This window comes from Clostridia bacterium (genome assembly GCA_026414765.1).
Taxonomy (GTDB): domain Bacteria; phylum Bacillota; class Clostridia; order Acetivibrionales; family DSM-27016; genus SKW86.
This window is the reverse complement of record JAOAIJ010000046.1, coordinates 1-24,718: the sequence shown is the minus strand read 5'-3', so window position 1 is coordinate 24,718 and position 24,718 is coordinate 1. Positions and strand designations below refer to the sequence as shown.

Genomic DNA, 24,718 nt, shown 5'->3' with positions numbered 1-24,718 from the left:
TCCACTAAGTTTATTTTTATTGTTTATTGGCGGTACTACTTTCCAAATAACGCCATAATATGTTCCCCTACTTCCGGCTGATGAAAGGTCTTCTCATGCATTAGCAGTTCTTCCTCAATAAACCTTGGAAGTTCCCGGCGGATTTCGGCAACCAGGTGATCCTTAAGGGTAATTAATGAAAGCCTTGGTTTTTCAGCAAGCTGGCGGGCAAATTGAAGCGCATGCTCCATCACTTCTGTTCTCGGCAGCACCTGAAACGGAATCCCCCGTTTCTCAAGCTCCGCTCCCCGGTAATTTCCAGCGTTCAGCAAAAGCTCCATTGCCAAACTGTGTCCCAATTTCTTGGGTACAATATAAGTCGCACCCATTCCCGGCGTAAACCCATATTTCATAAAGTTGGTTGTATAAACACTCTCCCGGCTTAAAATGACAAAGTCAGCAAACAACCCCATGACAAACCCGCCTCCGATACCATGCCCCTGCATAGCTGCAATCACCGGAATTTTACAATCCAATGCCAAACTGTATATGTTCTTTCCATTCCCGGGGCCATCGGTAAATTTTACCCTTCCCTCATGGATAGCCAACAGCCCTTCTTGGGTTCCGCCAGAAGCGAAATAGCTGTCGTACCCGGTTAAAATCACTACTTTATAATTAGAATCAGCTTGAATCTCATCAAATGCCTGAATCAGTCCAAGAGATAATTCCTCTGAGAAAGTGTTTTTATTGACCCTGTCTTCCATTGTCAACTGAACAATTCCCGGGTCGATTTCCTGTAAATTAACCACAGATTGCATCATTGTCATAACCATTCCTTTCGTAGGCTTAAGATATAAAACAGCATGAAACCGCTTCCTGCCGCTCTTGAGCTTATTTATTCCGAAACTTTTACTGGATAAGAAATATATCATTTTTCCCAGGGAAACCGCCCATTTTCAACATAGCGTATAATTCCTTCAATATTGCGAGGGTCTGAAAACATTTCTCGGTTTGCGGCTATTGCCAATGATTTGGACTTAAGAAGTGCACCATCCAGCTCACCCATATAGCGTTTATAGCGTAAAATCCCTCTTTTTGGCAATAATCTAAGACGCAGCAGATGCTTCCGCAGCAAATCATTACTTTGAGAATCGTAGGCATCAACCAAACCCAGGGTATGTGCCTGTTGGACCAGTATCGGATGAGTCATTAACGTTAAGTAATTGGCTTTCTGAAATCCTATCCGCCTTACTAAGAATGGCAGGACACATGCCGGGAAAAGCCCGAATAGTAATTCCGACAAGCTGAATTGTGCAGTCTGATCGGCAATAACAATATCACTGGCGGCTACAAACCCCATTCCACCCGCATTTGCCTTCCCCCTAACGTGTGAAACCGTTATGTAGGGTCCGGTAGCCAGTTTCAACCACAAATCATATAGTGGCTCAGGATTATTTTCAGTTTGTTGCCCGCTTGCCGATTTTTCCTGTATTCCTTTAAAATCCGCCCCAAAGCAAAAAACTTCCGGCAAGCCTTCCAAAACAATAACTGTCATCTTCTCTTCACACAGTGCCAACACCTGATGGCACTCTTCAATTAATATATCATTAATCGTATTATTTGCCTCCGGACGGTGAAACTGTATAAAGCAAACCGGCTCCTGAAAACGGACTTTAATTGTTTGATAATTCATGATACCCACCTATACTTACGATGAAATTCCCGGATCTCCTCCAGGTACAACCTGGGCTTTCCACCAGATACAACTGACGTACCAGGGATCAAATCGAAGTCCAGCTTGACATTCCGTGTGCCAAATTTCACTGCACCACTTCCCGCCAATAATGCATCGTATTCGTCCATAGATAACTGGTAACGTCCGTTTAATTGCCTCTCAATCTCAAAACGTTTTTGACGTTCCTTACCGTCAGGTGTGACCACTCCGCTATAAAACTCCGAACAGCAGCCCGAGCCATAGGAAAAACAGCCAATCCGTTTTGGAGCTTCAAACCAGCCGTTGTCAATAGTACTTGACAGCGAGAGAAACACTGTAGCGCCCATAATGTTTCCGACCCGTTGGCAATACAGCATTCCCGGCATTACACGTCGTTCAAAGTCTGCTTCGATATCCGGGGACTTAGCTTGGGTCATTTTTCGCATCATCGTGCGATGTGCTCCTTTCACCATTCCACCAAAAGGAGTATGAAAGCTAAGGTAATGAAATGTCTCCCGGTAATCTACCCCTGTTACCCTCCTTTGATACTCCCGGAACGCCTGCTCACAACAGTCCAGATATGACAGCAGGGATAAATCTGCATCCCCCGCCTCACTGTCAGGAATGGGCCGGCAAGTGTCCATCACTTCATAGCCGTAGTATCCGTTAGCACCCACATCCACTTTAAATACATATGGGATTTCACTCACCAATATCGCTACAGCTCCAGCCCCACCACTTGGTTCGGCAAAAGACCAGTCCGCTGTTAGTGCCTCACCGGGATCTGCCACCATAAACCGCGAAATATCTGTTGCAATTACAAGAGCTTTCGCACCGGGAGATGTCTGTGATAGGATGAAATTGACTGCCATCTGAAACCCGGCAGTTCCCGAATAACATGCATTTTTGAGTTCAAACAATCGGCAATTCCGGTTTAGTCCCAAGTAATGGTGAATATATGTACTCAGGGACTTCCCAAAATCAACCCCCGATTCCGTGCAGGTAATTAATAGCTCAATCCTGTCCTTTTCTCCTTCGGAAAGCGTATCCACGATTGGTTTTGCCGCATTGACTCCAAAGGTTATAGGGTCTTCATATGGCAAAGCTACGGTTTTTTCTTTCATCAAAAGATTTTCAAACCTTGCCGTGTCCAATTTCCTGTGTTTGGCCAGCTGCATCACGTCAAGATACGCTGTTCCGCCAAAAACGTTCATCGCTTCGATTCCAACAGATACCATTTACATCCTCCTCACAAAACAAAAGGTTTCTCCAGGTGTCCCTCTTAATTGCAATACATTACTGATTCTCCAATAATACATTAATTCCTTCTTTAAATTTACTTTTTCCCCACTTTTAAACATATTTTTCTAGTTGCTTACAGATTAATTCCAATAATTGTTTTTGGTCCTGTTCTTCATGGAGAAAAAGGTGATCTCCAGGCAAGATATGAAGCTTAAACGCACCTTTGGTCAATTTTTTCCACTGGCGCATTTCCGGTTCGTTGACCCTTATATCCTTTTTTCCGTGAACCGCTGATATGGGAACATCAAAAGCAGCTTCACCGATTGAGCTAAAACTATTTACCAACTGTAAATCTGCAAGCCCTATCGGTAAAAAGACCTTTATCAATTCTTCGTTTATATCTGTTTCCGGACCAGGAATACCTCCTGTGATTTCCAGAATCTTTTTTGCTTGTTCCGGTGTAGCTGAAGAAAGAATTTCCGGAGCGGGAATATCCTCATAGCCAAGCTTTTGGAATTTTTCTCTTTGAACCGCAAGAAAGGGATTTGGTAAAATAACCGGCGATGAATACCCTCCCGCAAATACATGTTTCGGCTTGTTATCAACCTCTTTCCATAATTCATAAGCCAACCGGTACGAAACCAGAGCGCCCACGCTATGTCCATAAAAGGCATAAGGCCGGTCTAGTTCAGGTAAGATCATTTCCTTCAGAGCTTTAACTGCCGTACCGATATCAACAAATGCTTTTTCCTTAATCCGGTTTTCCCTTCCGGGAAGCTGGACAGGACAGATTTCTATATGGTCAGGCAGTTTTGTCTGCCATCTTCTATATATCGAGGCACCGCCACCCCCATATGGAAAACAGAATAATTTGATCTTCGCTGAAGGGTTCGTCTTACGATGAACAATCCAGCGGCTAATATCTATTTTATTTTCCTTATGGATACTGTCAGCCTTTAAGCTGTCACTCCTTCCAGGTTCTACCGGAACAAGGGGGATAATTGATTCCCCCAGTTTCTGAATGCTCGGACCCTGAATCAGTAATTCCAGAGGCAAGAATATTCTGAATTCCTTTTCAATCTTTAGCTTGGCCTCAACACCCACCAGCGAATCCATACCTAAATCCATCAGCGATTCATTTATATCAATTTCAGATGCCTCCATTCTTAATATTGAGGCAAATAAGTGCTGTAAATAGCCGGTTATTATCTCTCCCCATTTATCAGAAGTTACGCATCTTAAATTATTCAGAGTTTCCGATTCACCTTCCGTTCCTTTTGCCGCTTCGCTTTCCATATACTTTTTAAAAGCATCCTCATGCTCCTTGCTTATTCCTTTCATAAGACCGTTGCTTATCTGTGCAATCAGTTTTCCGTCCTGGTCAAGCAATTGAAATGTCCCAGTTAAAAGGTCCGGTGCTTGCAGACTGTCTCGAAGAACTGCATGGCACCACAATTCTCGCATTTCGTCTCCAGGATTGAAGCTAAAACCCTCCCACCTGGTAACCATATATTTCATGCCTTTATCTGCACTTTGAGGCAAAGCTGCATGAAACAACTGCGCGCAGGCATCAAAGACACCCGGGTGGACTCCGGTTTCATATCCATTGGAAGTATCCGGCTTTTGTGATTGCTTGAACCGTGCCAATGCCTCTCCTTCTCTGCACCAAACATTTTCTATGCATTGAACACTTTCGCCCAAAAGAATCCCTCTCTCTTGAAGCTTCCGATAGAATTCCGTACCGGAATACTGCTCTTGACACTGGTTTATAATGTCTGCCCGAACGTCGCGATAAGTCTGTAACGCCGTACTTGTATCATCAATCAGGATCACTCCTTGCGTATGCTTGCTCCAGTTATTGCTTTCCTTACATCCGTAAAAAGAAAACTCTATTTCTCCTCGTTCCTTAGCCAGCAAAATCAACGACATATTCAGTGTGCTCTTTTCAGGAACAATCAAAGCACTCAGAAATTCAATCGATTTCAATACAAAAGATCTGTTATAGATTTTCCTGACCGCCCGGTACAGGATTTCAAAGTAGTACCCTACATGCAATACTCCATGTGTATCCTTTAAATCCGGAATCGCATCCAGGCTCAGGCTGTATTCAATCTGTTTTTCCTTAACGGGAGAATTAATAATCCTGCCATCCAGGCTGCTGCCGGCACTTTCTTCCCTTTCTATCCCCGTCATTTTCCTGAAATATTCATTAAAGGGAATGGCATCACACCAAAAATACTTTCTTTGGAACGGATATGTCGGCAATACCACCTTATGCCTGTCATAGCCCTGATCAAAACCCGACCAGTCTATATCCACTCCCGAGCAGTAAAGACTTCCCAATATATTGACTAAAGCCCTCCATGGATTCCCGCAAGAGGGGAAAGAAAAATATGAGATTGAGGAATTAATAAGAACATCCCCCTGATAGTCCGGCTCATCTACCGGCCCTATCTCCAAAAAATGCTTATACCCTTGCTGGATAAGGTATTCAATTCCTTTTCTGATCTTTGGTTCAATACTAAGGACTCTTTCCCAATAACGGCTTGAAACGGCCTCTTGCTTTTCAATAAAGCCTTCTCCGGCGGCAGATATCATACGTATCTTAAACTGGTTTAAGACTTTTTCAGCATCTGCTTGTAACGCAATACCTTGATTTTCCAAAATGAATAACAGAGCAGTTTCCATACTCATTACTCCTGCTGCGCAAGCAGCAGCAAATTGTCCATTTCCACTTCCCAAAACAGCACTAGGCTTAACACCCCAGCTCTCCCATAGTTTTAACAGACTGTATTGTAAAGAAAATGAGATTACATCCTTCATATATCCTGGGATACTATCATCCTGTTTCAAATCATTGATCAGAACACTATCCAAGAAAGATGTATCTGCAAACTGCTGCAGCCTTTCATTGCATGATAGCAAGGCTTTCCGGAAAACCGGCTGCGTATCAAACAGGGATTTGCATATCTCTATATTTGTTTTACCGTTAAATATAAAGACAAGTTTTGAATCAGCATTTTCTTTTCCCCTTACTCCATTGATTCCGGACTCCGGATTGCCTTGCAAATACTCTGCAAGCTTACTTTTCATCTGCTCCGGGTTTTCAGCAGCAAAGGAAATCCGGCGGGTAAAATGAGTCCTCCCCGTATTGGCTGTAAAGCATATATTCTCCAATTTTTCATTATTTGGGTTTTCAAAATAGCTTTTATATTTAGTTATCAATTGCATTAAAACATTTTCGCTTTTGGCTGAGAGTGCCAGGATATGCAAAGGCCTTTCACAAGCAGGCTTCAAGTCATTATTAATAGACATATCCTTAGGCGGTTCGGCAACTATTGCGTAAGCATTTGTTCCACTAAATCCAAATGAGCTGATCCCTGCCATCCTTGGTTTTCCTGCCGTTCCCCATGGAATGGTTTTTTGGGGGACAATTGCCGGAATTCTCTCCAGGTGGATTCTCGGGTTAAGTGTTTTTAAGTTTAAATTAGGCGGGATCTCTTTATTCTGCAAACATAAAATAATCTTGATCAGGCTCGCAATACCGGCCGCTGCTTCCAGGTGTCCGATATTACTTTTCAGCGATCCGATAATCAATGGTTCTGTCCGGCCTCCCGTCTTTTTGCCGAATACCTCGGTTAACGCCTGGACTTCGATAGGGTCTCCCAGTGAAGTTCCTGTCCCATGGGCTTCAAAATAACTGATTTCCTCAGGTGAGACGTTAGATTCTTCAAGTGTTTTCAAGATTAACTCTTTCTGAGCCGTCCCATTAGGAACTGTCAACCCACTGCCGGGACCGTCCTGATTAACGCCGGTCCCCCTGATCACCGCTAAAATCGGGTCCTTATCCTTTATTGCATCTGAAAGTCTTTTCAATACTACTGCTCCACAGCCTTCACCCCGCCCATAGCCATCTCCGCCGGCATCAAAGGTCTTGCACCTTCCGTCCTCAGCAATAGCATTAAAACTGCAGAGTGATATAAAAGCAGCAGGTGACAGCATTAGGCTTACTCCTCCTGCCAAAGCCAATGTGGATTCACCTCTTCGCAAGCTTTCGCAGGCAAGGTGAACAGCCACCAATGATGAAGAACAGGCTGTATCTACAGAAATAGCCGGGCCATGGGTTCCTAAAATGTATGAAATCCTTCCGGAGGCAATATTCGGTAGTGAGCCTGTAAGAAAATATGGATTCATATCCTTACGCGGCAAAGTAGAATAATCCGAACCTATAATACCGATAAAAACACCTGTTTTCGTCCCTTGAAGCTTACTTGGAGCAATACCGGCCCGTTCCAGCGCCTCCCAACTCACTTCCAGCAGCAGCCGCTGTTGGGGGTCCATTTCTACAGCCTCACGTGGAGATATTCCGAAAAAGTGAGCATCAAATTCCCCCACATTCTCGTGAAGAAAGCCGGCTTCCCTAAGATGTACCCCGGGAACATTAAGCTCGTCAATGCACCACCTATCCTTAGGTACCCCTATAACTCCGTCCCTTCCCTCCGTTAAAAACTCCCAGAACGTCTGAGGATCATGACTCCCTCCCGGAAAACGGAATCCCATGCCAATTATGGCAATCGGCTCTTTTTCTTTCCTTTGCATTTCTAATTCTGCATCTAATTTTTTAATTGTGCTTAATGACTTTTTTAGTAATAATAAATAATCCTCTTGTCCCATTTCAACAGCCATAAGATTAACCCCCTTATGATGATAATTCTGTTTCAGTATTTCTTCGAGTTTTAGTAGTCCTGGTATTTGTTCAGTAAAACTCTCAGCCCATCAGCTACTTCCTCCAAAGACATTTGATCCACTTCCTCCGACACACCCAGATTGAGAATATCTGCCCCGTTAAGAAGCAAAAAATCGTCAAGATGCCCTTCTCTATTGATATGCTGGCTTTCCAATTCACTGAAAGGTATAAGTTCCAGCAGATACCGGGATAGCTGCCTAATATTTGGATAATCAAACATAGCTGTATCGGGAATACTGAACCTTACGCATTCTTCAAGCAAAGCCCTAAATCTTTCAACCATGATCGACTCCATCCCCATGTCAAAAAAACCTTGCTCAAGTTCCGGTACATCGGGCGGTATATATGCCAGTAGCTCAGCAACTAAATTCTGGATATACTTTTCAAGTATTTCCTGGCGTTCGCCTTCCAGTGCATTGCACAGCTCCGATAGAATCGCTGAGTTTCGCGGGGTGTTCTGTTTTTTATCTTCTTTCGTCCCCGCTGCTTGTTCCATATCAATACCCGGGGCCACTTTGTGATCTTCCGGAAATTCATCGGGGTGCTCTTCGATCCAGTACCTTTCCCGCGAAAAAGGGTAGGTTGGCAGCGGCACACGGCAGGGTAAATCATTTTGGTACAGCATTTCCCAGTCAAATTCTTCCCCATTTACCCAGAGCTCCGCAATCTTACCCAATTCACGGTTTTCATACAGGCCGGCTAAAAGCTTTTCATTATCAACCAGCTTCATACTGCCTTTTCCCGGTACGGTATTCCCCGTATATACCCCGGTTTTTTCCGTAATACCAGTCCGATCCAGGAACATCTCCAGTTTAGCTATTGCCTCCCCATAGTTTCCGGCCGTAAATGCCAGCCTGACAGGCATGGGTTCCCTGCCTGTTTGCAGGGTATAAGCAATATTCTTCAGCTTAATTGCTTCCCGCTGATTTTTATTTGCATTTTTCAAATAGTTCCGTAACAGTTCAGCATAGGTACGCAAGTTTTTTTCCTTCTTTGCCGACAACACTACAATCACAGGGCTTTCATCCTTTTCTCCGTGCTCTTTTCTTCCGGAATCGCCCTGATGTTCCTCTACCACTATATGGACATTAACTCCGCCCGCCCCAAATGAACTTATTCCGGCACGGCGGGGTAAAACTTCTTCTCTTCCGTAAACCCGGATAACTGGCTGTTTCCATTCTTCCAGAGTCTGTTGAACAAAGAAGGGTGTATTCACAAAATCAATGCCAGGGTTTAGCATGTCTGAGTGAATCAAGGTCGGAGCCAGCTTCCGGTGCTTCATCTGAAGGATTACTTTAGTTAATTGGGCAATTCCGGCTGCCGCCTCCAAATGGCCGATATTTGACTTTACAGAGCCGATTGCACAATACTGCTTATGTGTGGTATAGCCTTTAAATGCATCGTTTAACCCAGTAATTTCAATGGGGTCACCAAGCTTGGTTCCGGTGCCGTGCGCTTCAACATAACTAATGGAGCGTGGGTCTAGCTTGGCTGATTCCAAAGCTTTCCTGATTACCTCAGCTTGAGCAACGGGATTTGGAACGGTATAGCCATAAGTTTTCCCATCGTGATTGACCGCTGTCCCTTTGATAACGGCATAAATATGATCGCCATCGGCAATTGCCCTATTAAGAGGCTTTAATAAAACCGCTCCCACGCCTTCCCCCGGAACATAACCATCCCCATCCTTGCCAAATGAATGGCAGCGTCCATCACTTGAGGCAAACTGCGAAACACATAACGACATATATTTGCTTGGGTGTAACGAGAGATTGACCCCCCCTGCGATAGCCATTTCGCATTCCCCTGCTTTTATGCTTTCACAGGCCAGATGAATGGCATAAAGAGAAGATGAACAGGCAGTATCAACGCTCAAGCTCGGTCCCCTCAGGTTAAAAAAGTATGATACCCGGTTGGCAATAGAATAAATTTGGGAATTGATGGGGACGAAATTTCCTCTTTCAAATTCCTTCAACAAATACAATTGAAAATTGTTAAAAGTCACACCCGCGAAAACACCCACCGAAGCCCTGCCATCTCCCGCATCGCTATCTTTTAGCAGCTTCCGGGAATAACCTGCATCTTCAAAGCATGCAGATACCGTTTGCAGGAATAGCCGTTCCTGTGGATCAGTATACCGGGCTTCAATGGGAGAAATACTAAAAAATGAAGGATCAAATTTATCCGCATCAGATAAAAATCCGCCCCATTTACAATACATGCCCCCGGATTTTCCTCCATTTCCGCTTTCCTGCCGGTAGTACTTCCTATAATCCCACCGTTCTTTAGGAATTTCGACAATGCAATCCTTGCCGGATTTCAGATTTTCCCAAAATTCATCTATATCGGCTGCCTGGGGGTATTGCCCGCTGATACCGATTATGGCTATATCACTGTCTGAGGCATCCAGATTATCTCGTCCGGTATTGGCTAAGTTTTGCTGTTTCACTTTAGAATCTACATTCTCCATCTGTTGATTTTGGCAGTTTTCCCCGGTCTGATATTGGTCATTCTCCTCCATCAGCATGAGATTACTGCTGTCATTTAATTTTTGATACATGAATTTGACTTTTTCACAATGCTCTTTTACAAAGTACTGCGCTAACTGATTTATACTTTTATATGTGAAAAACAAAGTGGCAGGAATTGATTCGAAAGCATCTTCCAACACCCTGTTTACCTGCGTAATAACGATAGAATCCATCCCATATTCGCCAAACCCCGCTTCAGGGTCAAATTTTTCCGGGCTGATTTTTAAAACACTTGATAATACATTGGTAAGATAAGATACAGTAAATAAAAGTATCGGATCAGTTTCCCTACTATCCTGACTATGCCGTTCATACAAGTCTTGGGTATGATGCAGTATAGATGGCTGGCCGGCAGTATTGGAGGCCGGGCCGGTTATGCCTCCGGTCATGGCGTAGTCTTTAGGGGCCGGAGCCCAGTAGGATTCTTTGGCAAAAGGGTATGTAGGAAGATTCACACGACAAGGCCTGCTATCACCAAAAAGCTGGCTCCATTCCATGTCATAGCCCTGGCAATACAGTTCCGCCAACGCATAAAGCGTTTCCTGGTATTTGTCCTTATCCGCCGATAAAGACAGGCTTTGCTTTATCATATCCTGTGCATACTGCCGGATGGCCTTTTGGCCGGTAAAATCTCTGGAGACCTTCCCATAAAACAGGTTTGGCAATTTTTCCTTTCCAATGGCCTGCTCCAATACATATACGGCATTCTCCATGTCCTGGACCACCGCTGCGCAACGGTGATTAAAGTGCTGCCTGCCTTCCAGCAGGGTATAGCTTACGCTTGCCAAACCCTTTTCCTGCAATTCCTTACTCCCCAGCGCGACAATCATATCCCTGATTTTTTCCTGCAGTGCTTCCTGGCTTTTAGCCGATAGTACAAGTAGGGAGTATGGTGCCCGACACCCTGGCATACTAATCTCCTCGCGGGTATACTCCTGTACTGCCATATGCACATTGGTGCCGCTCATACCAAATGCGCTTACAGCACCTGTTCTGTTTTTTCCCGGACTATTGGTCCAGGGTCTATTAACCTTATTGACATAAAACGGACTTTCCTTCCAATTTATATAGTTGTTCTCCTGCTCACAGTGCAGACTCACTGGAATTGTCCCATAACGCAAAGCCTGCACCAGACTTATCAGGCTCACCAGTCCCGAAGCTGCAAAGGTATGCCCGAAATTGGTCTTCGTTGAAGTAAGCGCACAATAGCCTTGCCTCTTTGTATATCCCTTAAAGGCTTCATACAACGCATTGACTTCAACAGGATCACCCAATTTTGTTCCTGTTCCGTGAGTGACGATATACCCAATCTCTGCCGGATTCACCTGGTACTGATCATATACCCCTTTAAGCAGCCTTGCCTGGGCTACACCGCTGGGAGCGGTAATACCGTTGGTCTTACCGTCATAGTTGATACCGCTTCCTTTGATAACGGCATATATCGGGTCTCCATCTGCTACAGCCTTTGACAATCTTTTCAGCACTACAACCGCTACCGCTTCTCCCGGTACTATCCCGTTAGCCCGTTTGTCAAAGGCATAACATTTCCCATTATCTGATAGCATTCCGGCCTGACCCATCGCCAGATAAGACCCCGGGGTGAGCAGCAGAGTGACACCGGCAGCAATCGCTGTGTCACATTCTCCGCTCCGCAAGCTTAGGCATGCCTGATGTGCAGCAACCAAACCTGATGAGCAGGCAGTATCAATAGCCATAACCGGTCCGTTCAGGTTCAGGAAGTAGGCCAGGCGCGCCGCTAAAACAGCATTATGGTTTGAGGTGACACTGCTGTTTTCTTTGACCAGGAACTGATAGTCCCCCTGTTCAGCCCCAACGAACATCCCGATTTTGCTGCTGCGGATATGTTCCGACCCATATCCCGCATCTTCCAAGGCTTTCCATGATTCCTGAAGAAGGAGCCGCTGTCTTGGATCCATAGTTTCGGCTTCCATGGGAGAAATCTCGAAAAATAATGGGTCAAATTCGCTGACACCGGGAATAGTACCACACCACTTGCAATTGGTTTTACCCGGTTCCTTTGCAGGATCACCGTAATATTGCCGCCAGTCGAAACGCTCTATTGGGATCTCAGTGACAGCCTCACGCCCCTCAACAAGGATTGTCCACATTTCACCAATATTCCGTGCCTCCGGAAATCTTCCGCTCATTCCGATAATGGCTATTGGTTCCTGTACGCTTTCAGAAGGGTTCACATCTTCAAGTGCACAGTTATTCTGCCTCTGCTCTTTAAATGCTGCCGCCGGCACCTGTTCTCTCTCGCGGACATCCTGTAGTGCAGCATCTTCACTGTAGAATTTCTCAATAGGTTCTTTATGTTCCGTGATGAAATATTGACCCAGTTTTTTAAGTGTAGGATACCCAAAGAACAGAGATGGTGTGATTTCAATTCCGTAATGCCTGGTCAACAGGGCTGCAAATTCCGCCAAGCTTATGGAATCAAACCCGTAGTCCGCCAAATTTCCTTCAGGGTCTAACCTGTCCCTTGAAATTTTAAGTAATTTGCTGACACTCTCTTTCAAATCCCACTCCAGGCATTGTTCCAGGTTTAACCCCTTCATTTCCTTACGCCTTCCCTTGCCCAAGCTGCTTGCCGCGATAGCAGCGGTCCCGGAGGATTGCTCCCGCGGAGCGATACCTAAGAAGCGTGATACACGGCTGGGCTGTCCGGCTATGACTAAATGCTGTATATTTGTTTGAACCAGTAAATCTTCAAATACCGCAACACCTTCACCAGCTTCCAGAAAGCGTTGGCCGCTGGATTTGAGATACATTTTACTGCTTTCACTCTCACCGGAACCCATGCCTCCATCCTTCCACAGAGGCCAGTTGATTATAACCTTCTTGCTTCGGGGATGCTTATTGTCCCCGTACAGGGCATAAGCCATCTGAAAACGGTTGCCGACTGAATAGGCGCAAGATCCGAAGTCTCCTATTATCGCTGACGATGAGGAAAAATAACAGATAAAGTCCAGGGCTTCCTGTTCAAACAGCTTACCCAGCTCAATGGTTCCCTTAACTTTTGGATCAAGTATCTTGTAAAAGCTTTGCATATCCTTTTCAAGGATACTCTGAACATCTTCAAGCCCTGCTGCATGTATTACCCCGTTTATCTCTCCAAAAAGCTCTTTTGCCTGCTTTACTCCCTCCCTCATAGCGGTTTCATCACAGACATCAGCCTGTACATATATGACCCGGCTTCCCGAATCTTCCAATGCTTTGATTTTGCATTGTTTTTCCTCAGTCAGCGGAGACCTGCCGGTAAGAATCAGATTTGCTGAATACTGCCTTGCCAGGTGTCCGGCAAATATTAATCCGAGCCCTCCGCAGCCCCCGGTTATGAGATAGGTACCCTTCGTCCTCAGCAGACTGTTCCCATGCTGTATCACTGTTGGCCGTATTTTGCATATATACCGTTTCCCGCCCTGATACAACACACTTTCGGTTTTATGGCACCGTAGTTCAGACCATATTCTCGGCATCCAACCTCTTATTTTTTCTTTCCGGTCTTCACAAGATACTTCCAGATAGATTCCGGCCGTTTGTGTATCCGGCATGATCAGCCCCAAGGAACGTTCGAAACCAATCCATGATTCTGCATAACAGCGGTCCAGACCATTATCAAATTGAGCTGCCAGAAGTATCCGCCCCGGCTTTAGTTTGGCAGCAGCAACCGCCTGCAAAATATATACAATACAGGAATAATCCCGGATACGTCCAGTATCCTCAAGTGCCCATAGATAGAGCACCGCATCTATTTCACCATAATCCTCCCTTATACCCTTGAAAGCATCAGTATAGCTATTTCTGTCTGTGGGTAAGATGCTGTATGCTTGTTTCGACTGTTTTTGGTAAGCAGCCCCCTGTGCTATGAAAATAATCTTAGTTTGACGGCTAAAAGCCTGTATTTCTTTTATAGCCTCTTGACGGTTTTCTTCATCTGAAAGGAAACAGACCATGGTCTTTATCTCTTCATTGGAAGCGTCCTGGAAAGCCTGCTCCTGCCAGACTTCTTCAAAGGTTGCCAGCTCATAACTCTCCTGTATTGCGGCATCCGGGTAATCCTGGTTTTCTGCTTCCAATACGGTTGTATTTGTATTACCTGCCATATTTCCAGCCTTTGTTACTGCATCAGGTATCCAATACCTCTCCCTGGCGAATGGATAAGTAGGCAGACTGATACGACAGGGCTTGCTGCCGTCATACAGCCTGTTCCAGTCGAATACCATACCTTTGACCCAAAGCTCAAGAATTTTTCCATACTTTCTGTGTTGAACCCACTTTTCTATTACTTCTCTCATCTCTTCATCTGCCGTTAAAGCAGTCAAAGTATCGTTATTACCTTTAGCTTGTCCCCTGTACAAACCTTCAGGATTACTCTCTTCTTCTATGAAAGCTTTCAGCTTTTGTTCAAGCTCACCCATAGACCCGGCTGTGACACCCAACCGTTCTTCCATGGCTTCCCGTCCGACCTGGAGCGTATATGCCACATCGGCAAGGTTTGTGTCTGTGTATTTCCGCCTCGAGATTACCGTCAACAACTGCCTTGCCTTCTCTTTGAGCCTCCCTTCATTTTTAGCCGACAACACTATTATTGCAGGGTTTTTATCATCCACCCTTATTTGATTCATTTCCCTGTCATTTGGAATGTATTCTTCAATCACCACATGGGCATTTACCCCCCCTGCTCCAAAGGACGAAACGCCGGCAATCCTCGGGTATTCCCTGGTCTCACCGTTTAGCGTTACCACAGGACGTTTCCACTCCTCCAGTTCCTGTTGAACCACAAATGGGGTGCTGATAAAATTAATATTTGGATTTAATTCTTCCGAATGCAAGCTTGGAACAAGCTTCCGGTGTTTCATCTGCAATACGACCTTGGTAACTCCCGCGACTCCCGCAGCAGCTTCCAAGTGCCCGATATTTGATTTCACAGAGCCAATTGCACAAAATCCTGCATCCCTGCTATCCTTACGGAATGCCTGGTTAAGCCCCGTAATTTCAATGGGATCTCCGAGCTCAGTCCCAGTACCATGGGCTTCAATATAGCTCACTGTCCGTGCATTTACGCCTGCTTTGTCAAGGGTTTCCCTGATCAGCTCACCCTGGGCCGTAGGATTCGGGACAGTATATCCATTTGTTTTTCCACCGTGGTTAATACCTGATCCCCGAATCACAGCATAAATATTGTCCTGATCATCTATAGCTCTGGATAAGGGTTTCAGCAGTATGACACCCACTCCTTCACCTGCCACAAAGCCATTCCCTCCATACCCGAAGCTCTTACACTGCCCGTCTTTGGATAGCATCCGCTGCGCACAGAGTCCAATATAGGTGGAAGGGTGAAGGTACAGGTTTACCCCGCCTGCAATTGCCATTTCACATTCTCCACGGTGCAGATGTTCACATGCCTCATGAATTGCAGTTAACGACGAAGAGCACATAGTATCCACCGGGATACTGGGCCCCTTCAAATCCAGAAGGTAGGAAATCCTGTTGGCTACTGAACCAAAAGATGTGTAGGGGTAGAATTGCTCCCCCTGTTCCCATAATTTGGGCCCATATAAAGCAAACCCTGTTTTGGTAATTCCCGCAAAGACACCTACCCGACCGTTATACCGCTTTGAAAGCTGTTCCTTTGTATATCCCCCATCTTCCAAAGCTGCCCAGCACGACTCTATAAACAACCGTTCCTGAGGATCAATGTTCATTACTTCCCTGGGTGAAATATTGAAGAACAGGGGATCAAAATCCGCAAAGCCTTCAATAAATCCACCCCACTTACTATAGCTTTTGCCTTGTGCTGCAGCTTCCACCTGATCAGGGCAGTAGAACCCGTCCAAAGGCCAGCGTTCTTCAGGAATTTCTACTATGCAATCCCGCCCTGCTTTTAAATTGTCCCAATACTCTTCCAGATTTTTTGCACTTGGATAGCGGCCGCTCATACCAACTATGGCTATAGGCTCCCTATTCATATGGCTTGAGTTGGCGGAACTGAAGTTTACCGGCACCATATTTCCCTTTTTCGGTGATGTCAGTATAGGTAATCCGCTATTTAAACCTGCCGTGGGTGAAGGCCTTTCTTCCTGTTTTGATTGAACCTGTTCTCCAATCCCTGTCCATTCCATACACTTTTGCGGATGGTTTTCAACAAAGTATTCTGCCAGCTCATTTAGCGTCCTGTATTCAAATAACAGAGTTTTTGACAACTCCCCGAAAATACTGTCAAACTTCTGATTCATCCGGATAATCATAACAGAATCAATCCCGTAGCTTTCCAGGGGCTCATCGGCTTCAATCTTCTCTATACCTAGATTAGTGATTTCTTTTATGAATGCTTTTAGCCTATGCAAAGCTTTGTCTTTAAGTAATGCCCGGTCCGCTTCTTTAACGGATGCTTTAGGGGAATCCGCCCGGGCTTTTAATGCCTTGCCGGACAACTGTCCCCGTATCTTTGCGGTACAGCCTTCCATTACCATAACCTGATCCCTGCCGGACGCCAACCCCTGATACAACGCCCTGATACCGGCCGCAGTCTCCATGGCAGCCATACCTGTGCTTTGCATCATCTTTACAGTTTCCTTATCCACCTGCATCCCACCCTCTTTCCACAAAGGCCAATTAAGGGATACAGTTCTGCCCTTGCGTTGTCCGGATAAAACCAGTGAATTGCGGTATCCGGCATAGGCATCCATAAAGGCGTTGGCGGCAGAGTAATCCGCCTGACCTGGGTTACCCATAGCCCCAGCCGCCGAAGAGAACAGGATAAAGAAATCGAGGGACATATCCCGGCTTGCCTCGTCAAGGTTTACCAGCCCTGCTGTTTTGGGCGCCATTACCTCTCTTACTTCTTCACCGGTCTTCTTTATTATATAGTTGTCCTTGATTATTCCCGCACTATGGATTATGCCGTCAAGACTGCCATAATCCTCCTGTATACTCTTTATCAAGCCGTTGACGGCTTCCCTTTCGGAAACATCTGCCTGCTTGTATTCTACCCTGGCCCCCAGGCCTTGCAGTTCTGTAAGCCGCATTTGCTTTTCCCCGTCCAAACCTGACCTGCCTGTAAGGATCAGTGTTGTTCCGGATGCCTTTTGCGCAATTTCCCGTGCAAAAATCAATCCTAATCCGCCCATTCCCCCCGTGATCAGGTATATGCCCCTGTCTTTCCACGGAACACTTGCTTCGTTTTGGGAGACATCAACTTCCTCACACGTGGAGACATACCTTTTTCCACCTTGATAACGTATACGGCTATCCATTGGGGATACCCTGTTATCTATCAATTTCTCTATGATTCCTCCGGTATCTTCACCTGCTTCAGCCTCAATCAACTGCCCTATAAGTTTTGGATTCTCCAGCCCGGCAGTTTTCAGTATTCCATCAAGTCCGGTAAGGAGCTGCCCCTCACCCTGGAACGGAACCACCACCTGTACAAATACTTTACCATCAGATTTACCCTTGAGGATGCCCTGGATTACTTCAAAGACCTTTACTGCATAGGCCTCAAAACGCTCCCTTATTTCTCCACGGTCAGACCGCAGTATGATACAGCTTATGCCTTCCATCATACTTTCAATATTATCCTTTGAAATGCCATCCATTTCACAAAGCATTACTATATGCTGTGCATATCCGGATACCCCGGTTTCCTTCGCAACGTTTTGTTCCTTCCATACAGGCTCAAACATCAGTGTATCCGTTGTCTCAGATGGCCCTGTGAAGGTTGGACTGAACCGCAGTTCTGAAAGATCCGACGTATTCTGTTGTGATAAAGGATGGATCATATCAGCAATATCAGAATTTTTCACTGCTATGCCGACGAAGCCGGCAGTAGCCCCGGATACCCAGTACCGCTCCCTGGCGAACGGGTATGTTGGCAGACTGATGCGCTGCGGCTTTACATCCCCATAAAACAACTCCCAATCTATTGCAAAACCTTGAGTCCATAGTTCAGCAACTTTCTTCATCTTGCCTTTGGCAATCCATTTTTCAACAGTTTCCTGCATATCTTCATCTGAAGTAAAAAGACGGAATATGTTTTTGCCCTGTTTGACTTGTCCCTCCCAGCAATTGTCGATTTCCTTATTGCCTTCTAAGAAAGCTGCAAGTTTTGCCATCAATTCAGGGATATCTTTTACCAGAAAAGCTACCCGTTCTTCCATTGCTTCACGTCCTATTTGAAGTGTATAGCTTATTCCCTCCAGATTGAGCGTCGGATTACTGACATCACTGCTTGTTTTTCCAGCTTTCTGAGATACCGGGCTGTCCTCGCCGGCAGAATCCTTTAAGAACTCCAGAAGCTTACCCGCATAGTCCTTTAACCTCTCCTTGCTCTTTGCGGAAAGAGGAATAATCACAGCATTTTCTTTATTAAGAAGCTTCAAAGTGTTGGAATATGTCATATCGGGAACATATTCCTGGACAACAAGGTGAACGTTGGTTCCACCATGTCCAAAAGAATTTAAAGCTGCCATCAGCGGTCCACCATCTTCCGGCCGCCATTCCACCGGTTCCGCACTCACATAAAAAGCCGAGCCGTTAAGATTGATGAAAGGATTTAGTTTATTAAAATTGATTAATCCCGGGAGCTTATGATGTTGTAATGATAATAAAATCTTAATCAAACCGGTAACACCGGCAACAGCTCCCGTATGTCCAATACAGGATTTGGCGCTCCCTATGGCACAATACCGTTCTTTGCCGGTAAACTGTTTAAATGCACGAACAAGCGCATTTGCCTCTATTGGGTCACCTAACTTTGTTCCTGTTCCGTGAGCTTCGACGTAGGTTATTTTTTCCGGATTGATCCGGTATTGTTTATAGACATCTGAAATCAGCTCTTCCTGGGCTACACCGTTTGGAGCGGTAATTCCATTGCTGGCACCGTCCTGGTTTATTCCTGAGCCCCGTATTATCCCATAGATGTGATCCCCGTCAGTAATTGCATTTCTTAAACTTTTCAGCACTACAACGGCTACACCTTCGGATAAAACCGTACCATCAGCCGATTCATCAAATGTTTTACACCTTCCGGTAGGAGAAAGCATTTCAATCTCCGATAGCTTGATTAAAGTACCCTGATCAAGGTTCGCAAAAACACCTCCTGCAATCGCTACCGAGGACTCTCCCCTTCTTAAGCTTTCACAGGCCAGATGAATGGCTACACCTGAAGAAGAACAACCTGTATTGACAACAAAGGCAGGACCTTTCAAATCCAAATAGTAAGATAAGCGGGACGCGATAATTGCATCCGAAGAACCTGTAAATGATTCATAGGAGTATTCTGTATGTTCTGCGCCAATAAACATTCCGACCTTGGAATTCGCTAATGTTTTCGGGTTATAGCCGGCATCCTCCAACGCTTTCCACCCCTCCTGAAGGATTAAGCGCTGATGAGGGTTCATGTACTGTGCTTCCCATGGAGATATATTAAAAAACAAGGGGTCAAAACAGTCCCTTTCTTCTAAAATGCCTCCCCACTTGCAATAGGTCTTCCCGGCCTGTTTTTCACTTCTGTAGTACCGGTTCTGATCCAAATATTGAGAAGGTAGTTCATGGACCGAATCCCTCCCCTGGATTAAGTTCTGCCAAAAGGCATTTACATCCTTAGCGCCGGGGAACTGCCCCGACATACCAACAACTGCTATGGAATTTTGAACCGGGTCTTCAGTACTCTCTTCCTTTTCCCTCATTTCAAATTCCCTTAATAGCCTTCTTCCTGCAAATCGTTTGGAATATGGATAAGCAGGTTGCTTCTCTTCAAGGTTGTTACCTAATTTATTTTCCGAATTTTCCTGCTTAATGCTTTGTCCCAATGTTTTGACAATTGTATCCTTATATTTTGATACAATATATGTTGCCAGTTGGCCTACGGAGCTGTAATCAAACAGGCTTGTGGTATCCAGTTCTATACATAAAACCTGGTTTATGACCTGCACCAATTTAACGCTAATAATAGAATCCAACCCGTAATCTGCAAATGGTACCTCTGCATCAATTTTATCCGGATTCAATTTTAATGATTCTGATAATTTTGAGATAATTGTCTCTTTAACAAAATCCTTGGCTGCCTGGTCGGTTGTGTCAATACCTCTTTGTATTTTGCCGGTTTCAGGTAAAGTATGAGACTGGCTGCTTACCCCAGGTAGTTGTGAAGCCTTATAACCTGCTGGCCGGCCTGTACTGGTATCAGCTCCCTGCTTCACAAGCGCTGGGCTCTGTTTTTGCCTGACAATTCCATCACTCTCAGCGACAATAATTTGCTGTCCCAGTTCATAGGCCTCCCGCGCAGGGAAAATGACCGACCGGAATCCTTCAACTTCCAGGACCTCCTGCCAGGTTTCAGGAGTTAATCCGGGGCAGCCGGGAATGCGCAGTGCTTGATCTTCATATAGCCACCATCCCTCAAGAAGGCCAAAAGTCAGGTGAGATAATAAATTCTTATCACACAACTCATTTAATATAATTAAGCCGTTTGTCCTTAAGACCGCCTTGGCGTTGCATAGTGTCTGGCGGATATCTTTGGTAGCATGCAGTACATTGGCCGCAATCACTATATCATAGCCACCGGACTCAATGCCTTGTACCGCAGCCGGCTCTTCGACATTAAATATTTTATAGGTCAGGTAAGGGTTCTGAGGTCCATATTCTTTTTCCGCATGCAACAGAAAAGCTTTGGAGATATCGGTAAAGCAATATTCTCCAATATGTTGCCGGTAAGGCTCCAGTCTGGAGAATACTTTGATACTGGTTCCTCCGGTACCTGCACCAATTTCAATGATGCTGATCCGCGCGGACGGGTCTTGCTTTAACCTCTCTTGCAAATATGAAATGACTGCATCGGCAAGTACTTCATTAAAGTAATCTGCAATCAGGTTATTTTTGTAAATTCCTTCAACTAACTCCATAGAGGAGTTTGGAAACATGATATCTGTGGCGGGAACTTTTCCAGTCAATATTTCCGGCAAGGCCCGCAGCATTACCTCCACCAAAGCCACCTGAGCTTTCAAATTGACATCTTGCAGCCATGGACCTTTCTGTCCATCCCATTTTTCCCATACTTCATCCACCTTCACCGGTGCATTATCGGCCAAGGTATAGGCGGTTCCATCGTGCTTAAGATAATTATTCCTTACCAAAACCGCTATACTTTCTTCAAGCCATTTATCATTTAAATTGTTCAACGCGGTTTTCGTTTTGAAATTAAGTTTCACTTGATTATCCTGTGTAAATAGCCCGACAGACTGCAATTGGCCCAGCAGCAATTTACAGAGAAGACTGTTTATCTCTTTTATCTGCAAATTTTCTTCTGGTTTGATATCTTGAACCGGTGGGCGGCGTTCCGGAATATTTTTCTGCATATTTTGTATTTCTGAGGGAAGATGTCTCGGGTGTGCCGTTATCAATTCCGCTGCCGGTTTAATTCCCTCAAAACCGGAAGGTTTGGTAGGTTTCATCAAGGCAATCTGATCCATTGGCCCAGCCAGTAGTACGTTTAACGCATCCATGGCTTCCACTGGCTCAATAGAGCCTATGCCTTTCCTTTCCATCCAAATATGAAAATCGTCAGAACCGGCAGCAGCCCCGACACTGCCCCAATATCCCCAGTTCATCACTTTTACGGCACAAGGCCATTCTCTTGAGAGCTGGCGGGCAAACGCATCCTTGAAGGTACACCCTGAAGCATAGTTGCTTTGCCCATATGCTTTCAGATATGAATTGATGGAGGAGAAAAACATTACGAAATCCAAGGATTCCTTTCCAAAAACCTGCGCTATGCGGACACTCACATCAACCTTGGACGAGAGTACGGCCTGGAACCGTTCCTCTTCCATGTCCGCCAGAACCTGTCCAGAAAATACCACAACAGAATGAACCACCCCGTTAATCTTTGAATACCTCTTTATAATCTCTTCATAGGCTTGTTCAAGAGCCTCCTTTTCAGCAGCATCAGCAGCAATGTAATGAGGAGCAGGTCCCAAGGCGGCGAGCCTATCCAGTTTAGCTTGGATTATTTTATCCTTTTCACGACGGCCGACCCAGATAATCTGGGCTTTACAGGTACGTATCATATATTCACTCCAAGCTTCTCCAATTCCGCCGCTGCCGCCAATCACCACATACACTCCGCCAGTTTTGTATAGTTGCTGATCTAGTAAAGAGGGGCAATGGAATGGAACCAGTTTTTGACGGTACCACTCCTTTCTCCGGTAAACCCAGGGCTCTCCCCGTGGATCCGGGGGCATAGTGACAATATCTTCAACCGGCCAATTACAGCCGGCCTCCAGATCAATGAGCCGGATTTTCCAGTTTTGGCATTCCTTCACCAGTGAACCGACCAATCCTTGAATACCCGCATGAACCGGATTTACCAAATCATTTTTGTGGATTGACAGGGACTGTGTAGTAATAAGGCTCCAGCCTAGATCTCTATCAGCATAGCCCAAACTAAGCAGGGCTTTAATAATGCGGAACACTTGAAGAACACCCTGGTTTTGTCCTTCGATTAATGCATCATCATCTAAGGATTTTAAGGGATTATAAGGGGCTATCCACAGAATATGGTCAATAGACCCGCAAACTTCCAGTTTTCTTGCTATTTCATCCATAGTATCTTTTGGAGCAATCTCCAATACGCACGCTTTCGGATAACACTGTCCTATAATGCTCCTATTTTCTTCATTCCCCCCTATAACCACAATCTGGTCCGTTAAGTATGGAAAGATTTGACTCTTCTCAATTGACTCTACATCCCATACCGGAACCAGCATTATGGTTCCAGCTAAGTCCTCACTGTAAGCCCCGGAATAAACCTTGTCCGGCACAGCACTGTTTTGACCCATTCCTTCCTGTGTTCTTGATGAAACGCCCCTCATCCGTACACAGATTTTCCCCTGTTCATCACATATATCAATATCAAATTTCTGCGTTTTACCATCTGATCTGCCGCCTTCGCTCAGTCGAATCAAAGCCCACATTGTGGGGGTGCAACTGCTGAGGATTTCAAGCTCCTGTATAGCAAAGAGCAGGGCAATATTCAAATTCATTGCCTTACCTTCTCCAGAGCCTACCATTAAACCTATTGATGCCTGTAAGGCTGAATCCATCAGGCTGGGATGCAGAATGAATTGATTTTGAGTGTCAAAAACGGAAGAAGGCAAAGATAATTTGGCCAATGCCTGGCCCTGGCCGATGTACTCTTCCTGAATACCCTGGTATCCATAACCATAGGCAATACCCGCTTCCTTAAACGCTTCATATAATTGGCTGCCGGAAAGGATTTTTCCGGTACACTGGGCTTGCACGGACTCTAAGTCCCGGACCGGATCTTCTTCATCCGCTCTCAGTACTACCTTCCCTGTGCTATGTACCATACGCTCCGAGCCGGCTACACCTGGCTCACTGTATATCTCAAAAGCTATCTCGCCGGTGTCTTCGGGAATAAGTCCGGTATGCACCTGGACCGGCTGCTCTTTCACTGTTATGGGATGAGTCCAAACTACGTTCTTTAACCTAAGCCCTATATTGCCTTCCATCAGACTCCCCGCTGCCTGTTCCACTGCTGCCCGGGCCATTTCCAGATAAGCTACCCCTGGCAATACCTTCTGCCCGTTTATTACATGATCTGAAAGGAAAAACTCCTCTCCCGTAAAGGTTGAACTGAACCGCTGCTCAAATAAATCCGATGTGTTCCGATGCAGCAGCGGATGAATGAAGGCTGCAGTGGAGAGGTTTGCCGTCGTACTGCCGGCAGGTTTTGTTTTACTGTCCGGTATCCAGTACCGCTCCCTGGCAAACGGATAAGTGGGCAGGCTGATACGGTGGGGCTTACTGACTCCGTACAGCTTTTTCCAGTCCAATGCCGCCCCCCTGACCCAAAGCTCTAGCATCCTTCCATACTTTCTGCGCTGAATCCATTTCTCTATTGTTTCCTGCATTTCTTCATCTGCCGTTAAAGCGGTCAAAGTATCCTTATGGCCTTTTGCCTGCCCCCTGAACAGGCCTTCCGTATCATTTTTCCCTTCAATAAAATCCTTCAGCTTTTGTACAAGCTCATCAATTGATACAACCATCACAGCCAGACGTTCTTCCATAGCTTCCCGCCCGACCTGAAGAGTATATGCCACATCGGCAAGGTCTGCACCGGAATATCTCTGCTCCCCGATTACAGTGAGCAACTGCCGCGCCCGCTCTTTGAGCCTCTCTTCATTTTTAGCCGACAACACGATTATCGCAGGGTTTTTATCATCAACTCTTATCTGATACCCTTCCATGCCCTTTGGTATATATTCCTCTATCACCACATGAGCATTTGCCCCTCCTGCTCCAAAAGATGAAATACCGGCGATCCTCGGGTATTCACTGACCTCGCCGTTCAGCTCAACCACCGGCCGTTTCCATTCGGTAAGTGTCTGCTGCACTATAAACGGGGTATTGATAAAATCAATGTTCGGATTTAGAACCTCGGAATTCAGTGACGGAACT

General features: G+C 45.5%; 5 protein-coding genes. All 5 read right to left on the bottom strand.

Translation table 11 applies throughout. The annotated features are described in order from the left end of the window. Positions 1 to 35: 35 nt before the first annotated feature. The 5 genes from N3I35_18030 to N3I35_18010 all read right to left on the bottom strand — a co-directional run bounded on the left by N3I35_18030 (position 36) and on the right by N3I35_18010 (position 24,681). Positions 36 to 800 carry a polyketide synthase gene (locus tag N3I35_18030; protein ID MCX8131984.1) on the bottom strand — a complete coding sequence of 255 codons (765 nt, stop codon included), beginning with the start codon at positions 798 to 800 and terminating at the stop codon, positions 36 to 38. Positions 801 to 907: 107 nt separating this feature from the next. Continuing rightward, positions 908 to 1,672 (bottom strand): enoyl-CoA hydratase/isomerase, encoded by a 765-nt coding sequence (locus tag N3I35_18025; GenBank protein ID MCX8131983.1) that lies wholly within the window; start codon positions 1,670 to 1,672, stop codon positions 908 to 910. Next, complete coding sequence (locus tag N3I35_18020; protein MCX8131982.1) at positions 1,669 to 2,931, bottom strand: hydroxymethylglutaryl-CoA synthase family protein; 1,263 nt, start codon at positions 2,929 to 2,931, stop codon at positions 1,669 to 1,671. The genes N3I35_18025 and N3I35_18020 overlap by 4 nt, the downstream gene beginning before the upstream one ends. Before the next feature lie 115 nt (positions 2,932 to 3,046). Then, positions 3,047 to 7,621: a polyketide synthase dehydratase domain-containing protein gene (locus N3I35_18015; GenBank protein MCX8131981.1), complete on the bottom strand. Its 4,575-nt coding sequence runs from the start codon at positions 7,619 to 7,621 to the stop codon at positions 3,047 to 3,049. Between the two features lie 50 nt (positions 7,622 to 7,671). Then, positions 7,672 to 24,681, bottom strand: a complete 17,010-nt coding sequence (locus N3I35_18010; GenBank protein ID MCX8131980.1) for an SDR family NAD(P)-dependent oxidoreductase — start codon at positions 24,679 to 24,681, stop codon at positions 7,672 to 7,674. Between the last annotated feature and the right edge of the window lie 37 nt (positions 24,682 to 24,718).

Excerpts from the sequence above, each read along its gene's own strand:
- N3I35_18030 (MCX8131984.1), bottom strand. The coding sequence starts at position 800 with ATGATGCAATCTGTGGTTAATTTACAGGAAATCGACCCGGGAATTGTT.
- N3I35_18025 (MCX8131983.1), bottom strand. The coding sequence starts at position 1,672 with ATGAATTATCAAACAATTAAAGTCCGTTTTCAGGAGCCGGTTTGCTTT.
- N3I35_18020 (MCX8131982.1), bottom strand. The coding sequence starts at position 2,931 with ATGGTATCTGTTGGAATCGAAGCGATGAACGTTTTTGGCGGAACAGCG.
- N3I35_18015 (MCX8131981.1), bottom strand. The coding sequence starts at position 7,621 with ATGGCTGTTGAAATGGGACAAGAGGATTATTTATTATTACTAAAAAAG.